The organism is Pseudescherichia vulneris (assembly GCF_902164725.1).
Lineage (GTDB): Bacteria > Pseudomonadota > Gammaproteobacteria > Enterobacterales > Enterobacteriaceae > Pseudescherichia > Pseudescherichia vulneris.
Genome location: NZ_LR607338.1, coordinates 580756 through 596020 on the forward strand (window position 1 = coordinate 580756; position 15265 = coordinate 596020).

Sequence of the window (15265 nt, forward strand, 5' to 3'; positions counted from 1 at the left end):
GATCATAATGCCTCCAGATAGCGTTGATTTAGTTAAATTTGTCTTCGCTGCAAAATCCGGCGGGTAACGATCGGCAGGGAGATGACCACAATCAGCATCGCGCCGATGATGATCGACATCACGATGCCCGGCACGTTGAGCAGGCTCAGGCCAAAGGTCACCAGTCCCATCAGGAAGGCGGCGATAATCACGCCCACCATGCTGCCGGAGCCGCCGAGAATATTAACCCCGCCCAGCACCGCCATGGTCACCACCGCCAGCTCCCAGCCGGTAGCGATAGTGGGGCGGGTACTGCCGAGGCGTGAGGTGAGCAGCACCGAGGCCAGCCCGGCCATCAGCCCTACCAGGGCAAAGAGCAGCAGGTTGTGACGCTTGACGTTGATGCCCGAGTACCACGCCCCGGTCGGGTTATTACCGATGGCATAGGTGCGGCGGCCAAAGTTGGTGCGGTGCAGCACAAACGCGAAGATGCCCGCCAGCACAATAAAGAGCGCAAACTCAAACGACAGCGCCCCCCAGACGTAGCCCTGGCCGAACCAGGCAAAGCTTTCGGGATAGTCGTTCAACGCCTTATCGCCAAGCAGAATGTAGGTGATGCCGCGGTAGAGGCTCATGGTGCCGATGGTGATGACGATAGAAGAGAGATTAAATCGCGTCACCAGCAGACCGTTGAACAGCCCGCACAGCAGACCGACACCTAATCCCACGACCACCAGCAGCGGCGTATCCACCCCCGCCTGGGCGCAAAAGCCCATCACGGTAGAGCTGAGGGCGATAGTGGAGGCCACCGACAGATCAATCTCCCGGGCGATAATCAGCATCGCCATCGGCAGAACGATGATCGCCTTTTCGGTGAAGTTAAAGGTGGCGTCAGAGAGGTTCCAGATATTAAGAAAGTAGGGAGAGGCGAAGGCGTTAATTAAAAACACCAGCAGCGTGACGGCGAGTAAGAAACCCTCCCAGCACAGGAGCCGTTTCAGCAGCGGCAGCGTTGTGGGAGCGCTGCCTGGACCGTCAGTGGTTAATATTTTGCTCATGGTTTCACCGCCTGTTTCTGTCGGGCAAGCGCCGCCTCGCGCAGGATCAGCCGCCCTTTGCGTTTATTGCCGCGCTCGTTAAGCAGAACCGCTATTACAATCACCGTGCCGGAGATGGCCATCTGCCAGAAAGGCGAGATACCGATCACCGGTAGCGCGTTATTGATCACGCCGAGGAACAGCGCGCCAAACAAGCAGCCGAGCACGCGGCCCGTGCCGCCCATGGTGCTGACCCCACCGATTACGCAGGCGGCGACGACCTGTAGCTCAAAGCCGTTCGCGACGTCGACATAGGCTACGGCAAAGCGGGATATCCACAGGTAGCCACAGAAACCGGCCAGCGCCCCGGAGAGGCAGAAGCTGACGAACTGCATTTTTCCAGCGTTGATGCCGGTGTAGTACGCCGCCGTGGCGTTGCCGCCTGCGGTATAGAGCGCCCGCCCGGTGCGGCTGTAGCGCAGGAAGTAACCCACCAGCAGCAGCGCAGCGATGGCACACCAGCTCAGCAACGGCAGCCCCAGCACGCTGGCGCGCGGCAGGGCAAGGAAGTCGCTGCTCATCTGGTGGGAGTTGATCCAGCCCCCGTCAGAGAGCAGAAAGATAATCCCCCGATAGATGCTCATGGTGCCGAGCGTCACCACAATCGCCGGAATGCCCATCTTCCACACCAGCAGGCCGTTAATCGCGCCCATCACCAGCCCGAGACCGGTCGCGAGGATCAGCAGCGCCCAGACCGGAATATCAGGATAGTGGAAGTTGAGCAGGGCGACGATCATGCCGGTCAGCGCCAGGTTGGCGGCCATCGACAGGTCGATGCCTTTGGTCAGCAACACCATCATCTGGCCGAGGGCGAGAATAATCAGGATCGCCGTATCGTTAAACATCTCCGCCAGGTTGCCGGGGGCGATAAACGACGGCACGCGGCTGCCGATGGCCAGCACCATCAGGACGATCACCGCGGCCAGCAGCGCCTCGCGGTTTTTAAGCAGTTGTTGCCACATTATGCTGCCTCCTGTTTCGCACCGCTGGCGGCGCTGACGATGGTCTCTGCGGTGGCTTCGCCCGCCGCATATTCAGCGACCATCCGCCCCTCGTGCATCACCACGATGCGGTCGGCCATGCCCATCACCTCTGGTAGCTCTGAGGAGACCATGATCACCGCCAGCCCCTGACCCACTAGCTCGGACATAAACTGGTGTACGGCCGCCTTTGAGCCGATATCGATGCCTTTGGTTGGCTCATCAAGAATGATGACGTCGGGGTGTGTGGCGAGCCATTTACCGATCACCACTTTCTGCTGGTTGCCGCCGGAGAGCGTCTCCACCGGCTGTTTCCAGCTGAACGCTTTGACCTGCAGACGTCTGGCATACTCGTCGGCGAGCTGCCACTCACGGTCGTCGTGCAGCACGCCGTTCGGATTGAGCTTGCTGAGCTGTGGCAGGCTGATGTTCTGGGCGATGGGCAGGGCAATAATGGCTCCCTGCTTCTGCCGCTCCTCCGGCACGCAGACGATACCGGCCCGGATAGCATCCGCAGGCTGGTGGAACTGCACCGCTTTGCCGTTAAGCACGATGTCGCCGGAAGAGGGGCGAGACACGCCGGAAAGCGCCTGCATCAGCTCGGTACGGCCCGCGCCTACCAGCCCGTAAAAGCCAAGAATTTCGCCCTTGCGTAGGGTAAAGCTGATGTGGGCAAACTCGGTGGGATGGCAAAGATCCTTCACCTCCAGCACCGTTTCGCCAGGATCGCAGGCGATCTTGGGATAGGTCTGGGTAATGGCCCGGCCTACCATCATCGCCACCATCCGCTCTTCGCTGATGTCGCTCATCGTCCCGGAGCCGACGTACACCCCGTCGCGTAGGATGGTGTAGTGATCCGCCAGCTCAAAAATCTCGTCGAACTTGTGGGAGATAAACAGGATCGCTTTGCCCTCCTGCTTTAGCCGCTCCACGATCTGGTAGAACTCCAGAATCTCATGCTGGGAGAGTGCGGCGGTGGGTTCGTCGAGGATCACCACCTGCGCATCAAAGGAGAGTGCTCGTGCAATAGCAACCATGTGGCGCTGGGCGATGCTTAAGGTTTTCAGGGTCGCGTGGGGATCGATCTGCACTTCGAGGCGAGCAAGGATATCCTGTGCCTTCTGGTGCATAGCGGGCCAGTCGAGCTTTTTCAAAATGCCTTTATAGAGATACTGGCCGACAAAAATGTTCTCCGTCACCGACAGCTCATCAAACAGCACGGTCTCCTGGTGGATTGCCGTGATGCCCACCCGATGGGCGGACTCCGGCGTGGGAAGCTGAATGGGGATCGCCTTATAGAGGATTTCGCCCTCTTCAGGCTGATAGATGCCGGTCATCACTTTGACCAGCGTGGATTTGCCTGCGCCGTTTTCACCAATCAGGGCGGTGACTTTACCAGGCCAGAGATCAAGCTGTACGTTTTCAAGGGCGCGCACGCCAGGGAACACCTTGGTGATCCCCTTGAGCTGAAGCAGTGGTGTCATGATAGTTCTCCATCACGTGCTTCGCTTATCCGGCATACAAATCACATCAGAAAATCTTGGAAAACTTATCAATGTTGCTGGCATCGTAGACGAACGGCTCGGACATCGCACCGCTGCCGTCAGCGTCCAGCTTCACCTTGCCGAGTTTGCCCATATTGGCTTCGGTTTTCGTGGCCGTACCTTTGACCAGATCGTCAGCCAGATAGGTCGCAGCGTAGCCCAGATCGATCGGGTTCCAGATAGCAAAGCTCTTGGTTGCGCCGGACTTCACCGCGCCCGCCATCTCCGAAGGCAGGCCTAATCCGGTCACGTACACCTTGCCAATCTTGCCCTGATCCTTCACCGCCTGGGCAGCGGCCACGATCCCCACTGAGGAGGGAGAGACGATCACCTTCAGGTCCGGGTAGGTTTTTAGCAGGCCGACCGCTTCGCGGTAGCTCTTATCGGAGAGGTCATCGCCGTAGGCCACCGTGACCAGGTTGACGGAGGGGTACTTCGGCAGCACCTTTTTCATCTCTTCAATCCAGATGTTCTGGTTGGTCGAGGTGGGCGTGGCGCTGAGGATCGCCACGTCGCCTTTCTCCACGTTTAGCGCCTTCAGCGCCTCGGCGGCGAGCTTAACGTTGGTTTCACCAATCAAAGCATTGTTGGACGGGTTAAGATGGATCTGGCGGCCCGCTTTCGCCACGCCGGAGTCCCATGACACCACTTTGATCCCGCGCTGCATCGCTTTTTTCAGCACCGGCACGACGGCATCCGGATCGTTCGCCGAGATGGCGATCGCATCTACCCCTTGAGCGATCAACCCGTTAAGCACTTCGATCTGCGCTTCCGCCGTGGTGGTGGTCGGGCCGGTATAAATGACTTTAACATCCCCTAACTCTTTAGCCGCCTCCTGGGCACCGACGTTCGCTGCCTCAAAAAAACCATTGCCGAGGGATTTTGCGACCAGGGCAATTTTAACTTCTGCTAGTGCGGAACCGGATAACGCCAGAGCGGCAACGGTGAGGATCAAGCTTGTCTTTATTTTCATTGCTTTTACTCCACATGAGTCAGTTGTAGGGATTGCAGGTGTGGTTTCGCCCTGTCTCAGTGAGCAGGGCGCGATGTTCTTATTTATAAAGCTCGAGTGCGCTGGCCATCGGGGTGACGCCAAAGCGTTTGCCGAGAGCAATTAACTCCTCTTGAGTGATGGTCTGCTTCATGCCGCCCATCGAGTAGACCTTCACCAGTACCTCGGCAGACTTCTCGGCGGTGTCGATCAGGCCAAAGGCCTCGTCCAGCGTGGGACCGCTGCCGAAGACGCCATGGAACGGCCACAGCACCAACGAATGACGAGACATCTGCCCTGCGGTGGCCTGGCCAATCTCATCGGTACCGGGGACCATCCATGGCAGAATGCCAACGCCGTCAGGAAACACAACCAGGCATTCGGTACTGCCTTCCCACAGTTTGCGGGTGATCACATCCGTATCGTTTTCCAACACATAGGTGAGGGCGATCAGGTTGGTGGCGTGGCAGTGCATAATCACCCGGTCTTTGCCGTCGGTAGCCTTAATGCGCTCGCAGTGGGAGAGAAAGTGCGCAGGCAGTTCGGAGGTGGGAACCGCTTCGTCGGTCAGCCCCCAGAGAATGTGGTAGCCCGCGCCGTCGCTGTCGACCTTAACGATGCCTAAGTTAGCGACCGGGTCGAGCTGCACGTTACGGAAAAACTTGCCGGAGCCGGTGACGATAAACGGCGTATTGGCCAGCAGCGGCATCGGCTGGCTCAGGGCGATATAGCGCGGGCTGGTGTGGAATTCGGCCGTAAAGGGGGCGATATCACCGTCGTCCAGTCGCAGGGTCAGGTTACCGCCGTTGCGCTCGTCCCAGCCTTTCAGCCAGGCGTCAGAGGTGGCTTTGATCATCCCCTGGACGAACCATGAATCGTGTATGTTCTGCATAGTCTCTGTATTCCTTAAAAATGTTTTTTACTTGCGGTTGGCCAGAACGTCTTGCTCATAGGCCCGCACGCTATCCAGCCACTGGCTCCCCGCCGGGGTATCGTGGCGCTGGCAGTACATCTCCCATACCGCCTGCCACGGCAGCGATTTTTGCTCTTCCAGCAGCGCCAGGCGGGCGGTGTAATCGCCCTCGGCTTCCAGAGCGCGTAACTGGGCGGTCGGCTCCAGCAGGGCGCGCAGCAGGGCTTTTTTCATGTTACGGGTGCCAATCACCCATGCGGCGATGCGGTTGATCGACGCATCAAAGAAGTCGAGGCCAATGTGCACCCGGTCAAAGAGATCGTGGCGGACGATTTCGCTGGCGATGGCCTGGGTTTCATCATCCAGCAGTACCACGTGATCGCTGTCCCAGCGCACCGGGCGGCTAACGTGCAGCAGCAGGCGCGGGATATAGAGCATGGCGGCAGAGATCTTGTCGGAGATCACCTCCGTCGGGTGGAAGTGGCCTGCATCCAGGCAGAGCGCAGTCTGACGGCTGGTGGCGTAGCCCATGTAAAACTCATTCGAACCGACGGTGTAGCTCTCCGCACCGATGCCGAACAGCTTGCTCTCTACGGCATCTATGTGGTGGTCGAGGCTCAGCTTTTCGCTCAGGGCTTCATCCAGCGCGGCGAGCAGGCGCTGGCGCGGGGCGAGGCGGTCAACGGTGACATCCTTCATGCCGTCCGGAACCCAGATATTCATCACCGACGGTGTGCCCAGCTGCTCGCCAAACCAGGCGGATACGCGGCGGCAGGCTTTAACGTGGTCGATCCAGAACTGGCGGATCTCGTCGTTGGCGTGGGAGAGGGTAAAGCCATCGGCGCTCAGCGGGTGCGAGAAGCAGGAGGGGTTAAAGTCCAGGCCCAGCTTCTGCGCTTTTGCCCACGCCACCCAGTTTGTAAAATGCTCAGGCCTGATGGCGTTACGCTCCACCGGCGTCTCTGACTCAAGGTAGATCGCATGCAGATTCAGGCGTTTCGGCCCGGGGATCAGGCTCAGGGCCTGCTCAAGATCCGCCCGCAGCTCCTCGGCGCTGCGCGCTTTGCCGGGGTAGTTACCGGTGGCCTGGATCCCGCCGGTCAGACCGCCCTGCGGGTTCTCAAACCCGGCCACGTCGTCGCCCTGCCAGCAGTGCATGGAGACCGGCAGGCGATCGAGCTGGCGCAGCGCCTCCTCAACGTCAACGCCTACCGCGGCAAACCGCTGCTTAGCAAGTTCCCAGGCTTGTTCAATGGGAGTGGTCATGCGCAAAGCTCCTTTCTCTGTTGTTTGGTTTGAAACTGCGCGACGTGGCGGGCAATTTCACTGTCAGGTTGTGGAATAAAGGTTGTCAGGTCGTAATTGGCCGTTACGACCTGGCGAAAAGCGTCGACGTTGTCTAATTCTTCCAGGGTCATTAGCTGAGTACCGATATTGCCCAGCGTCGAGGCTTCGATGGGGCCCGCGACCACCGTGACGCCGCAGGCGTCGGCGCAGAGCTGATTGAGGAGACGGTTCTGGCAGCCGCCGCCGACGATATGCAGCTGGCTGAACGGCCTGCCGCGCAGCGCTGCCAGTTCGCCGAGCACGTCGGCATAGAGCAGGGCAAGGCTGTCGAAGATACAGCGCGCCAGACCGGCGGGGCCTTCTGGCTCAGGCTGGCCGGATCCACGGCAGGCGGCGCGGATCTCAGCGCTCATGTTTTCCGGGTTGATAAAGCGCTCATCGTTGGGGTTAATCAGGATCCGGCACGGCGTAAGCTGCTCGGTGTCAGCAATCAGGGCCGGCAGATCGGTGACGTTCTGCTCTTTCAGCACCCGCTGCAGCAACCACAGGCCCATGATGTTTTTCAGCACCCGGTAGCGCCTTTCGGCACCGCCCTCGTTGGTGATATTGGCCGCCAGCGCCGCCTCATCGGTATAGGGCGTTTGGCTCTCAAAACCCATCAGGGACCAGGTTCCGGAGGAGAGGTAGGCGCTGTCCGCATCGCTCAGCGGCGAGGCGATCACCGCGCTGGCGGTATCATGGCTGGCGACGGCCACCACCGGGATCTCACTCCCCTGCGGGCATCGCCAGTGACCAATCACGTTGCCTGGCTGAGTCGGTGTGCCAAACCACGCTTTGTTAGCGCCGGTCCAGGCCAGCAGGACGTCATCCCAGTCATCGCTATTGATATTCACCAGTTGGGTGGTGGTAGCGTTGGTGTACTCCCAATTCATCTTGCCCGTCAGGCGAAAACTGAAGTAGTCCGGGATCAGCAGGGCATGAGCTACCTGTGCCGCCTGCGCTGGCTGCTGCTCGACAAAGGCACGCAGCTGATAGAGGGTATTAAAGGGCAGAAACTGAATGCCGCTGCGGCGGTAGATCGTCTCTCTGCCGAGCTGCGCCTGGGCACTGGCCATCACGCCGTGGGTGCGCCCATCGCGGTACGATACCGGCAGGCCGACGCGCTGGCCGTGTTCATCAAGCAGCACATAGTCCACGCCCCAGGTATCAATGCCGATGCTATCGATCTGAATGCCCTGCTCGCTGACCTTGTTTAGCCCAAGGTGGATCTCACTCTCCAGGCTGTCGATATCCCAGGTAGCAAAGCCGTCCACGTTTTGCAGGCCGTTGACGAAGCGGTGAATTTCACGCAGCGACAGGGCGCGCTGTTCACTGTCGTAACGCGCCAGCATTACGCGTCCACTGGATGCGCCGAGATCGACCGCGACACAATGGCGAAAGGTCATAGTGGAGTCCTCTGAGAGTCAATATCGACAGTCTACGAACCCCCTCAGCGGCGCACCTTCTTGCTATGGACAGGCAAAATTAAGCGTTGGCAAGAAAGCAAAGATGAACGTGATAGCGTTCACAATTCCCAGCAATAACGCCTCTTACAGCGGATGTGACGCCAGCCGCATTTCCGGATCTTTCCCACCGTTTCTTGAAAAAGCGACCGGGTTTGCGCGCTTTGACGTCAAAAATTCAAGGTGGGATTGCCAGCCCTTCATTACTATTTTTGGCATGTTCTCCATTTCAGGAAGCCATCATGACCGTACTACACAGCGTGGATTTTTTTCCGTCAGGTAAAACGCCTGTGGCCATTGAGCCGCGCCTTCCCCAGTCGGCGTTTCCTGAACATCACCATGATTTTCATGAGATTGTTATCGTTGAGCATGGCACGGGCATCCATGTCTTTAACGGCCAGCCCTACTCCATCAGCGGGGGCAGCGTCTGTTTTATCCGTGATCACGATCGCCATCTCTACGAACACACGGATAATCTCTGTCTGACCAACGTGCTCTACCGCTCACCGGAGGCTTTCCAGTTCCTGGCGGGCCTGAACCAGCTGTTGCCGCAGGAGCAGGATGGACACTACGCCTCCCACTGGCGGGTTAACCAGGGGGCGCTACAGCAGGTGCGGCAGATCGTTGGCCAGATGGAGCAGAGCGCCGAAGAGGAGAGTGCCGCCACCCTTGCCAGCCGGGAGATCCTGTTTATGCAGCTGCTGGTGCTGCTGCGTAAGAGCAGCCTTGAGGAGGGAGCCGTTAACAATGATGCCCGCCTGAACCAGATGATGGCGTGGCTAGAGGATCACTTCGCGGATGAGGTCTGCTGGGAGTCTCTGGCTGACCGTTTTTCTCTCTCGCTACGCACGCTGCACCGCCAGCTGAAGCAGCACACGGGCATGACCCCGCAGCGCTACCTCAACCGCCTGCGCCTGATTAAGGCCCGCCACCTGCTGCGCCACAGCGATGAGAGTGTTACCGATATTGCATTTCGCTGCGGTTTCGGCGACAGCAATCACTTTTCGACGCTTTTTCGCCGGGAGTTTAGCTGGTCACCGCGGGATATCCGTCAGGGACGAGACACCCCGCTGCAATAGCCGTAAACGAGAAGACAGTCACCGTTTTTTTGCTAAAAAACAGCTAAATATAGAAGGTTGAAGGCTGTTGAGGTGACGCTGTGGCAGGTCAGTTAATTCTGCGGAGGGATGATTTTTTTGCCAGGCCCGGGCAGGCGGTCGCGGTGGCCGATCGCTATCCGCAAAACGTCTTTGCTGAACACACTCATGAGTTCAACGAGCTGGTGCTGGTTTGGCGCGGTAACGGTCTGCATATTCTTAACGATCGCCCGTATCGCATTACCCGGGGCGATCTCTTCTATATTCGCGCCGAGGATCGTCACGCCTACGCCTCGGTAAACGATCTGGTACTGCAAAACATTATTTACTGCCCGGAGCGGCTGACGCTCAACCTTGACTGGGCCGCGCATATTCCCGGCCTGGACGGCGGAGAGCCGATACCCTACTGGCGCATTGGTAGCAGCGGCATGGCTCAGGCACGGCAGGTGATTAGCCAGCTGGAGCATGAGAGCACCAAAGCGGATCCGCTCTCCGATCCGCTGGCGGAAACGCTGTTTGCCCAGTTGGTATTAACCCTGAAGCGCCATCGCTATGCTACCAATAATCTTTCGGCGACCAGCAGCGAAGCGTTGTTGGATAAGCTCATTACCACTCTCGCCAGCAGCCTCAATCGCGCCTTTATGCTGGAACAATTTTGCGAGCAAAATCAGTGCAGTGAGCGTACACTACGCCAGCAGTTTCGTACCCAGACCGGCATGACAATTAACCACTATCTGCGCCAGCTGCGCATCTGTCACGCCCAGTATCTGCTGCAGCATAGCGAACTGATGATCGGTGAAATTGCCACACGCTGCGGTTTTGAAGACAGCAACTATTTTTCCGTCGTTTTTACCCGTGAAACCGGCGTGGCACCGAGTCAGTGGCGGCACCGCAGCAGGACGCTCACGGGTACATAACAAAAGGTTATAACCATATAAAAACTACGGCATTGATAAACATTTTCAATACTACTTAATTAACTATAATGAACCAACTGCTTACGCGGCGTTAACAGTATCGCCGCCCGACAATTAATGGAGATGATTATGAGTTACACACTGCCATCACTGCCGTACGCTTATGATGCACTGGAACCACACTTCGATAAGCAGACGATGGAAATCCATCACACTAAACATCACCAGACCTACGTTAACAACGCTAACGCCGCACTGGAAAGCCTGCCTGAGCTGGCTAACCTGCCGGTAGAAGAGCTGATCGCCAAACTGGATCAGGTTCCGGCTGATAAGAAAACCGTACTGCGTAACAACGCGGGCGGCCACGCTAACCACAGCCTGTTCTGGAAAGGCCTGAAAACCGGCACTACCCTGCAGGGCGATCTGAAAGCCGCCATCGAGCGCGACTTCGGCTCCGTTGAGAAATTCAAAGAAGAGTTCGAGAAAGCAGCGGCAACCCGCTTTGGCTCCGGCTGGGCATGGCTGGTACTGAAAGGCGACAAGCTGGCCGTTGTCTCTACCGCAAACCAGGATAGCCCGCTGATGGGTGAAGCTGTTTCTGGCGCATCCGGCTTCCCGATCCTGGGTCTGGACGTGTGGGAACACGCTTACTACCTGAAATATCAGAATAAACGCCCGGACTACATCAAGGCATTCTGGGAAGTTGTGAACTGGGACGAAGCTGCTGCCCGTTTCGCTGCTAAAAAATAAGGTTGCATTGCGACCAGTGAAAAGCGAGTCTTATGACTCGCTTTTTTTGTATCTGGATAAGGCGCGGTGATGCAGCATCAGGTTAACGTTTTTACCGGTAAAGTAAGAGATTACGCAGGCAGTCGGCCAAGCGCCATTGCCAAAGTGCAGGTTGACGGCGAGTTGACGTTAACCGAGCGGGGGCTTGCGGGGGATGAGCAGGCCGAGAAGAAGATCCACGGCGGGCCAGATCGTGCCCTGTGCCACTACCCACGCGAGCACTATCGCCACTGGGCAAGCGCGTTTCCTGAACAGGTGGATCTCTTTGTCGCGCCAGCGTTCGGCGAGAACCTCTCTACAGAGGGAATGACCGAGCAAAACGTCTACATCGGGGATATTTTTCGCTGGGATGAGGCGCTGATTCAGGTGACCCAGCCGCGTTCGCCCTGCTTCAAAGTTAACTACCATTTTGCCATTCATGACCTCTCCTCCCTGATGCAGGAGAGCGGCCGCACGGGCTGGCTCTATCGGGTGATTGCCCCAGGCAAGGTCTCTGGTGATGCGCCCCTTGAACTGGTTTCCCGCTGTAGCGACGTGAGCGTCTATGACGCCGCGGCTATCGCGTGGCATCTGCCGTTTGACGACGAGCAGTACCACCGCCTGCTCTCTGCCGCTGGCCTCTCGGTGAGCTGGGCCAGAACCATGCAGAAACGACGCCTGAGCGGCAAGATTGAGAGTTTTGCGCCCAGACTGTGGGGCAGGAAATAGCAGGCCGGGATCGCCCGGCCTGGATACTATGTACGTTGAGACAAGGGTACGTTGAGACTAGGAACGTTTATGCAGCGGCAGCCAGATCGTTAAGCGTAAGCCACCTAACGGGCTGTCGTCGGCCTTCACCCAGCCGCGGTGCTGCTGGATAGCCGTCTCGACAATCGCCAGCCCCAGCCCGCTGCCGCCAGATTCACGGTCGCGCGCTTCGTCGGTACGATAGAACGGGCGGAAAATCTGCTCGCGATCTTCCGCACTGACGCCCGGACCGTCGTCATCCACGTTCACCGTCACGCCCTCTTTATCCACCGCAAAACTCACCTCAATCTTCGTATGTGAGTAGCGAAGGGCGTTACGCACGATATTTTCCAGCGCGCTCTCCAGCGCGCTCGGGTTACCGTACAGCGGCCACGGTCCCGGCGGGAAGTTGACGGTCAGTGATTTGCCCATCTGCTCGGCTTCAAAGGCAGCATTATCCAGCACGTCGTTCCACAGGTGATTGGCCTTCACGGTTTCGCTCACCAGCGCATTCTTCTGCTGGTTACGCGACATCACCAGCAGATCGTTAATCATGCTGTCGAGACGCTGCGCCTCGGTCTCAATGCGGGCCAGCTCTTTGCTCTCACCGCTGCGACGGCGCAGCAGGGCGGTGCCCAGCTGTAAACGCGTAAGCGGCGTGCGTAACTCGTGAGAGATGTCAGAGAGAAGGCGCTGCTGGGTAGTCATCATCCGTTCAAGGGCTGTGACCATCTGGTTAAAGCTGGCTCCGGCAGCAAGAAACTCCTGCGGTCCGGCTTCCAGTTCGGGATGCTGGCGCAGATTCCCCTGAGCCACCTCGTCCGCCGCGTTTTTCAGCTTACGCGCCGGTTTAGCCAGGCTCCACGCCAGCCAGAGCAGCAGCGGAGAGCTGATCAGCATGGTAACAATCAGCAGCAGGAGCGGTCGGTCAAACAGCAGGTTGATAAAATCGGATTGGGAATTGCTTGCCGGACGGATGAGGTAGAGCTGGTAGTTATCTTCCCCGTCGCGGATGGAAAACGGCCCTACCAGCTCTACCCGTCCATATTTTTTCTTCTGCGGATGGTCTGAGTTATCCGCCTGGCCAATAAAGTTACGAATGATCTGCATCTCGCTACGTTCAGCGCCGATCACCCGGCCTTCACTGGTCACTAACAGCAGGCGCTGCCCCGGCGGAGCCCACTTATCAATCGCGCGAAACAGCCGCCGCCACCACATCAAATCGTTCGGTGGATCGAGGGCCAGCTCCGCCTCAACGTGCTGCTCAATCATAACGCCCTGGCGCTGCTCGCTATCCAGCAGCTCCGTCATTTGCCGGGAGTCCAGCTTGGGCACCATTAAGACCAGCATCAGCACCAGTGCCAGCGTTAGCCAAAAAATGGCAAAGATGCGTGCCGTCAAACTTCCTATCATGAAGCCGCAACCATCAGATAGCCGCGTCCGCGCAGCGTTTTAAACCACGGATGGCCATCTTTACGCTCCGGCAGCTTACGGCGCAGGTTAGAAATATGCATATCGATCGCGCGATCGAACGGCGTCAGGCGTTTACCTAAGACATCCTGGCTAAGATGCTCCCTGGAGACCACCTGACCGAGATGCTGCGCCAGCAGGTAGAGCAGGGTGAACTCGGTGCCGGTCAGCTCCAGCGACTGACCATCAAAGCTGGCCTCCTGACGGCCCGGATTCAGGCTTAGGGCGTCCACTTCTAAGGTTGGTGAACCGTTATCGCTGTTCTGCTGCTGCTCACTCCAGTGTGAACGGCGCAGAATGGCGCGAATACGGGCCACCAGCTCGCGATCGTTAAAGGGTTTAGGCAGGTAGTCGTCCGCGCCCAGCTCAAGGCCGAGAACGCGATCCAGCTCGCTACCGCGCGCCGTCAGCATAATGACGGGTGTCTGGTGTGTCTGGCGTAGCTCTTTAAGGGTGTCGATACCATTCTTCTTTGGCATCATTACGTCGAGCAAAAGCAGATCGATGCTGTCGTCCAGGAGGTCGAGCGCCTGCTCCCCATCGTGGGCAACCTGCACATTGAAGCCTTCCATGTCGAGCAGCTCCTTTAAAAGGGAAGTAAGCTCTCGGTCATCGTCAACTAACAAAATTTTATTCATTATTTAAATACCTCCGAGGCAGAAATTACGTCATCAAGGCGCGCTAATCCATGACTTTACGTTGTTTTACACCCCCTGACGCTAGTTTGCAGCCTGAATCGTAGACTGAGTTCAGTTGATTGGCGACACAAACGATTTTGGGAGCAAGTGATGCGCATTGTTACCGCTGCCGTCATGGCCTCAACGCTGGCGTTAACTACCGTTGGCCACGCAGCTGAAGGTGTAACAGGCGATAGCTGGCACGGCTCTGAAGAGCTTGCCCCGCGTAGCACCCAGAGCCATATGTTCGACGGCATTAGTTTAACCGAGCAACAGCGCCAGCAACTGCGTGATTTGATGCAGCAGGCGAGGCACAAGCTGCCACCTGTTAATGTTAGCGAAATCGAGACGATGCACGACCTCGTGACCGCAGAAAAATTTGATGAAAGCGCCGTACGCGCTCAGGCAGAAAAAATGGCGCAGGAGCAGGTTGCTCGCCAGGTCGAGATGGCCCGAGTTCGCAACCAGATGTATCACCTGCTCACGCCCGAGCAACAGGCGGTTTTACATGACAAGCACCAACAGCGGATTAACCAGCTGCGCGATGTTGCAAAAATGCAGCAGGATTCTCCACTAACGTTATCGAGTAGCAGTACCGGTAGTAAGTAGTAACCAGTAACAACCCTGTTTTCCTTGCCATAGACACCATCCCTGTCTTCCCCCTCATGATGAGGGGGTTTTTTTTGTCAGTCACTTGGAAAAATTGCTTATAAATCAATCATACGTGCAACAGCCATGAGCAGTTGCAAGAAGGATATCGCGTTATGTGGACCGATCCCGTAAAGCTAGATAGGTCATTTAAAGGGCTTTGAGCTCAGTTGGTAAGAATTGAGTTTATGCCATGAATGAGCCCAGGAAAGTAGCTTTCATCAATGAGCATGCCGCCTTCCAGAGTCCAAAGACTTAGCCTATTTGGCATGATTTTGAAATTGAAACCAATAGCGTAAGCGTCTATTGCATGGTGAATATCGAATTGAAAGGTATTGACGCGAGGCGCATAGACTACAGGCACCGGAGCCTGATTATTGGATAAGCAGTGCCAGAATTGGGTTAGCTTATCCCGGAGCTCCTCAAGATCAAAAAGGCTAAATTCACATTCGCACCCCAGGCTTATGCCCGAACCTTGTGCTTCCAACCAGCATATAATCAAATCCTGACGCCTGTCTTCCGGCTCTTCAACCCTTTCAACAAAGGAAAATCGGAAAAGTGCGTCATCGGTTTTTATCTCAAACATAAACGTGACTCGCTGAGGCTTAATCGTAGTGAAAGTGTATAAAGCGGAACAGGTAAGAGATC

General features: G+C 57.2%; 15 protein-coding genes. 5 read left to right on the forward strand and 10 right to left on the reverse strand.

Going from position 1 to position 15265, the window contains the following annotated elements:
- Positions 1-32: 32 nt before the first annotated feature.
- The 7 genes from FN633_RS02345 to rhaB all read right to left on the reverse strand — a co-directional run bounded on the left by FN633_RS02345 (position 33) and on the right by rhaB (position 8236).
- Positions 33-1037, reverse strand: coding sequence for an ABC transporter permease (locus FN633_RS02345; RefSeq protein ID WP_154056595.1), 1005 nt, complete (start codon positions 1035-1037; stop codon positions 33-35).
- Positions 1034-2038 (reverse strand): ABC transporter permease, encoded by a 1005-nt coding sequence (locus FN633_RS02350; RefSeq protein WP_154056596.1) that lies wholly within the window; start codon positions 2036-2038, stop codon positions 1034-1036. Before FN633_RS02350 ends, FN633_RS02345 begins: the two co-directional genes overlap by 4 nt.
- Positions 2038-3540: a sugar ABC transporter ATP-binding protein gene (locus FN633_RS02355; RefSeq protein ID WP_154056597.1), complete on the reverse strand. Its 1503-nt coding sequence runs from the start codon at positions 3538-3540 to the stop codon at positions 2038-2040. Before FN633_RS02355 ends, FN633_RS02350 begins: the two co-directional genes overlap by 1 nt.
- A 46-nt stretch (positions 3541-3586) precedes the next feature.
- The gene (gene rhaS, locus FN633_RS02360) at positions 3587-4573 is read right to left on the reverse strand and encodes a rhamnose ABC transporter substrate-binding protein (RefSeq protein ID WP_154056598.1); all 987 of its coding nucleotides are present in this window, start codon (positions 4571-4573) and stop codon (positions 3587-3589) included.
- Between the two features lie 79 nt (positions 4574-4652).
- On the reverse strand, positions 4653-5483 hold the full coding sequence (gene rhaD / locus FN633_RS02365) for a rhamnulose-1-phosphate aldolase (RefSeq protein ID WP_154056599.1): 831 nt from the start codon (positions 5481-5483) through the stop codon (positions 4653-4655).
- A 27-nt stretch (positions 5484-5510) separates the two neighbouring features.
- The gene (gene rhaA, locus FN633_RS02370) at positions 5511-6770 is read right to left on the reverse strand and encodes an L-rhamnose isomerase (RefSeq protein ID WP_154056600.1); all 1260 of its coding nucleotides are present in this window, start codon (positions 6768-6770) and stop codon (positions 5511-5513) included.
- Entirely contained in the window at positions 6767-8236 is a 1470-nt protein-coding gene (rhaB, locus tag FN633_RS02375) for a rhamnulokinase (protein WP_154056601.1), read from the reverse strand. Before rhaB ends, rhaA begins: the two co-directional genes overlap by 4 nt.
- Positions 8237-8535: 299 nt before the next feature.
- Between rhaB and rhaS (FN633_RS02385) the strand changes: the two genes are divergently transcribed.
- From rhaS (FN633_RS02385) to yiiM, 4 genes are all read left to right on the forward strand, one after another.
- Positions 8536-9372: an HTH-type transcriptional activator RhaS gene (rhaS, locus tag FN633_RS02385; protein ID WP_154056602.1), complete on the forward strand. Its 837-nt coding sequence runs from the start codon at positions 8536-8538 to the stop codon at positions 9370-9372.
- A gap of 80 nt (positions 9373-9452) precedes the next feature.
- On the forward strand, positions 9453-10307 hold the full coding sequence (gene rhaR, locus FN633_RS02390) for an HTH-type transcriptional activator RhaR (RefSeq protein ID WP_154056603.1): 855 nt from the start codon (positions 9453-9455) through the stop codon (positions 10305-10307).
- Between the two features lie 129 nt (positions 10308-10436).
- Positions 10437-11057 carry a superoxide dismutase [Mn] gene (gene sodA / locus FN633_RS02395; protein WP_042394546.1) on the forward strand — a complete coding sequence of 207 codons (621 nt, stop codon included), beginning with the start codon at positions 10437-10439 and terminating at the stop codon, positions 11055-11057.
- A 69-nt stretch (positions 11058-11126) separates the two neighbouring features.
- A complete protein-coding gene (yiiM, locus tag FN633_RS02400) occupies positions 11127-11804 on the forward strand; it encodes a 6-hydroxyaminopurine reductase (protein ID WP_154056604.1) in 678 nt (225 codons plus the stop codon).
- A 57-nt stretch (positions 11805-11861) separates the two neighbouring features.
- Here yiiM and cpxA read toward each other — a convergent pair whose 3' ends face one another.
- Positions 11862-13235 (reverse strand): envelope stress sensor histidine kinase CpxA, encoded by a 1374-nt coding sequence (gene cpxA / locus FN633_RS02405; RefSeq protein WP_154056605.1) that lies wholly within the window; start codon positions 13233-13235, stop codon positions 11862-11864.
- Positions 13232-13930 (reverse strand): envelope stress response regulator transcription factor CpxR, encoded by a 699-nt coding sequence (gene cpxR, locus FN633_RS02410; RefSeq protein WP_154056606.1) that lies wholly within the window; start codon positions 13928-13930, stop codon positions 13232-13234. The genes cpxA and cpxR overlap by 4 nt, the downstream gene beginning before the upstream one ends.
- A gap of 150 nt (positions 13931-14080) precedes the next feature.
- On the opposite strand from cpxR, the gene cpxP reads away from it, so the two are divergent.
- Positions 14081-14578, forward strand: coding sequence for a cell-envelope stress modulator CpxP (cpxP, locus tag FN633_RS02415; RefSeq protein WP_154056607.1), 498 nt, complete (start codon positions 14081-14083; stop codon positions 14576-14578).
- A 205-nt stretch (positions 14579-14783) separates the two neighbouring features.
- On the opposite strand, the gene FN633_RS02420 is transcribed toward cpxP, so the two are convergent.
- Positions 14784-15265: hypothetical protein (locus tag FN633_RS02420; protein WP_208673919.1), on the reverse strand; the 482-nt coding region annotated here is incomplete at its 5' end.

Coding starts and splice junctions, on each gene's coding strand:
- rhaB (WP_154056601.1), bottom strand. CDS start 8,236: ATGACCTTTCGCCATTGTGTCGCGGTCGATCTCGGCGCATCCAGTGGA.
- cpxP (WP_154056607.1), top strand. CDS start 14,081: ATGCGCATTGTTACCGCTGCCGTCATGGCCTCAACGCTGGCGTTAACT.
- cpxA (WP_154056605.1), bottom strand. CDS start 13,235: ATGATAGGAAGTTTGACGGCACGCATCTTTGCCATTTTTTGGCTAACG.
- rhaD (WP_154056599.1), bottom strand. CDS start 5,483: ATGCAGAACATACACGATTCATGGTTCGTCCAGGGGATGATCAAAGCC.
- FN633_RS02345 (WP_154056595.1), bottom strand. CDS start 1,037: ATGAGCAAAATATTAACCACTGACGGTCCAGGCAGCGCTCCCACAACG.
- rhaS (WP_154056602.1), top strand. CDS start 8,536: ATGACCGTACTACACAGCGTGGATTTTTTTCCGTCAGGTAAAACGCCT.
- rhaA (WP_154056600.1), bottom strand. CDS start 6,770: ATGACCACTCCCATTGAACAAGCCTGGGAACTTGCTAAGCAGCGGTTT.
- FN633_RS02350 (WP_154056596.1), bottom strand. CDS start 2,038: ATGTGGCAACAACTGCTTAAAAACCGCGAGGCGCTGCTGGCCGCGGTG.
- rhaS (WP_154056598.1), bottom strand. CDS start 4,573: ATGAAAATAAAGACAAGCTTGATCCTCACCGTTGCCGCTCTGGCGTTA.
- yiiM (WP_154056604.1), top strand. CDS start 11,127: ATGCAGCATCAGGTTAACGTTTTTACCGGTAAAGTAAGAGATTACGCA.
- cpxR (WP_154056606.1), bottom strand. CDS start 13,930: ATGAATAAAATTTTGTTAGTTGACGATGACCGAGAGCTTACTTCCCTT.
- sodA (WP_042394546.1), top strand. CDS start 10,437: ATGAGTTACACACTGCCATCACTGCCGTACGCTTATGATGCACTGGAA.
- FN633_RS02355 (WP_154056597.1), bottom strand. CDS start 3,540: ATGACACCACTGCTTCAGCTCAAGGGGATCACCAAGGTGTTCCCTGGC.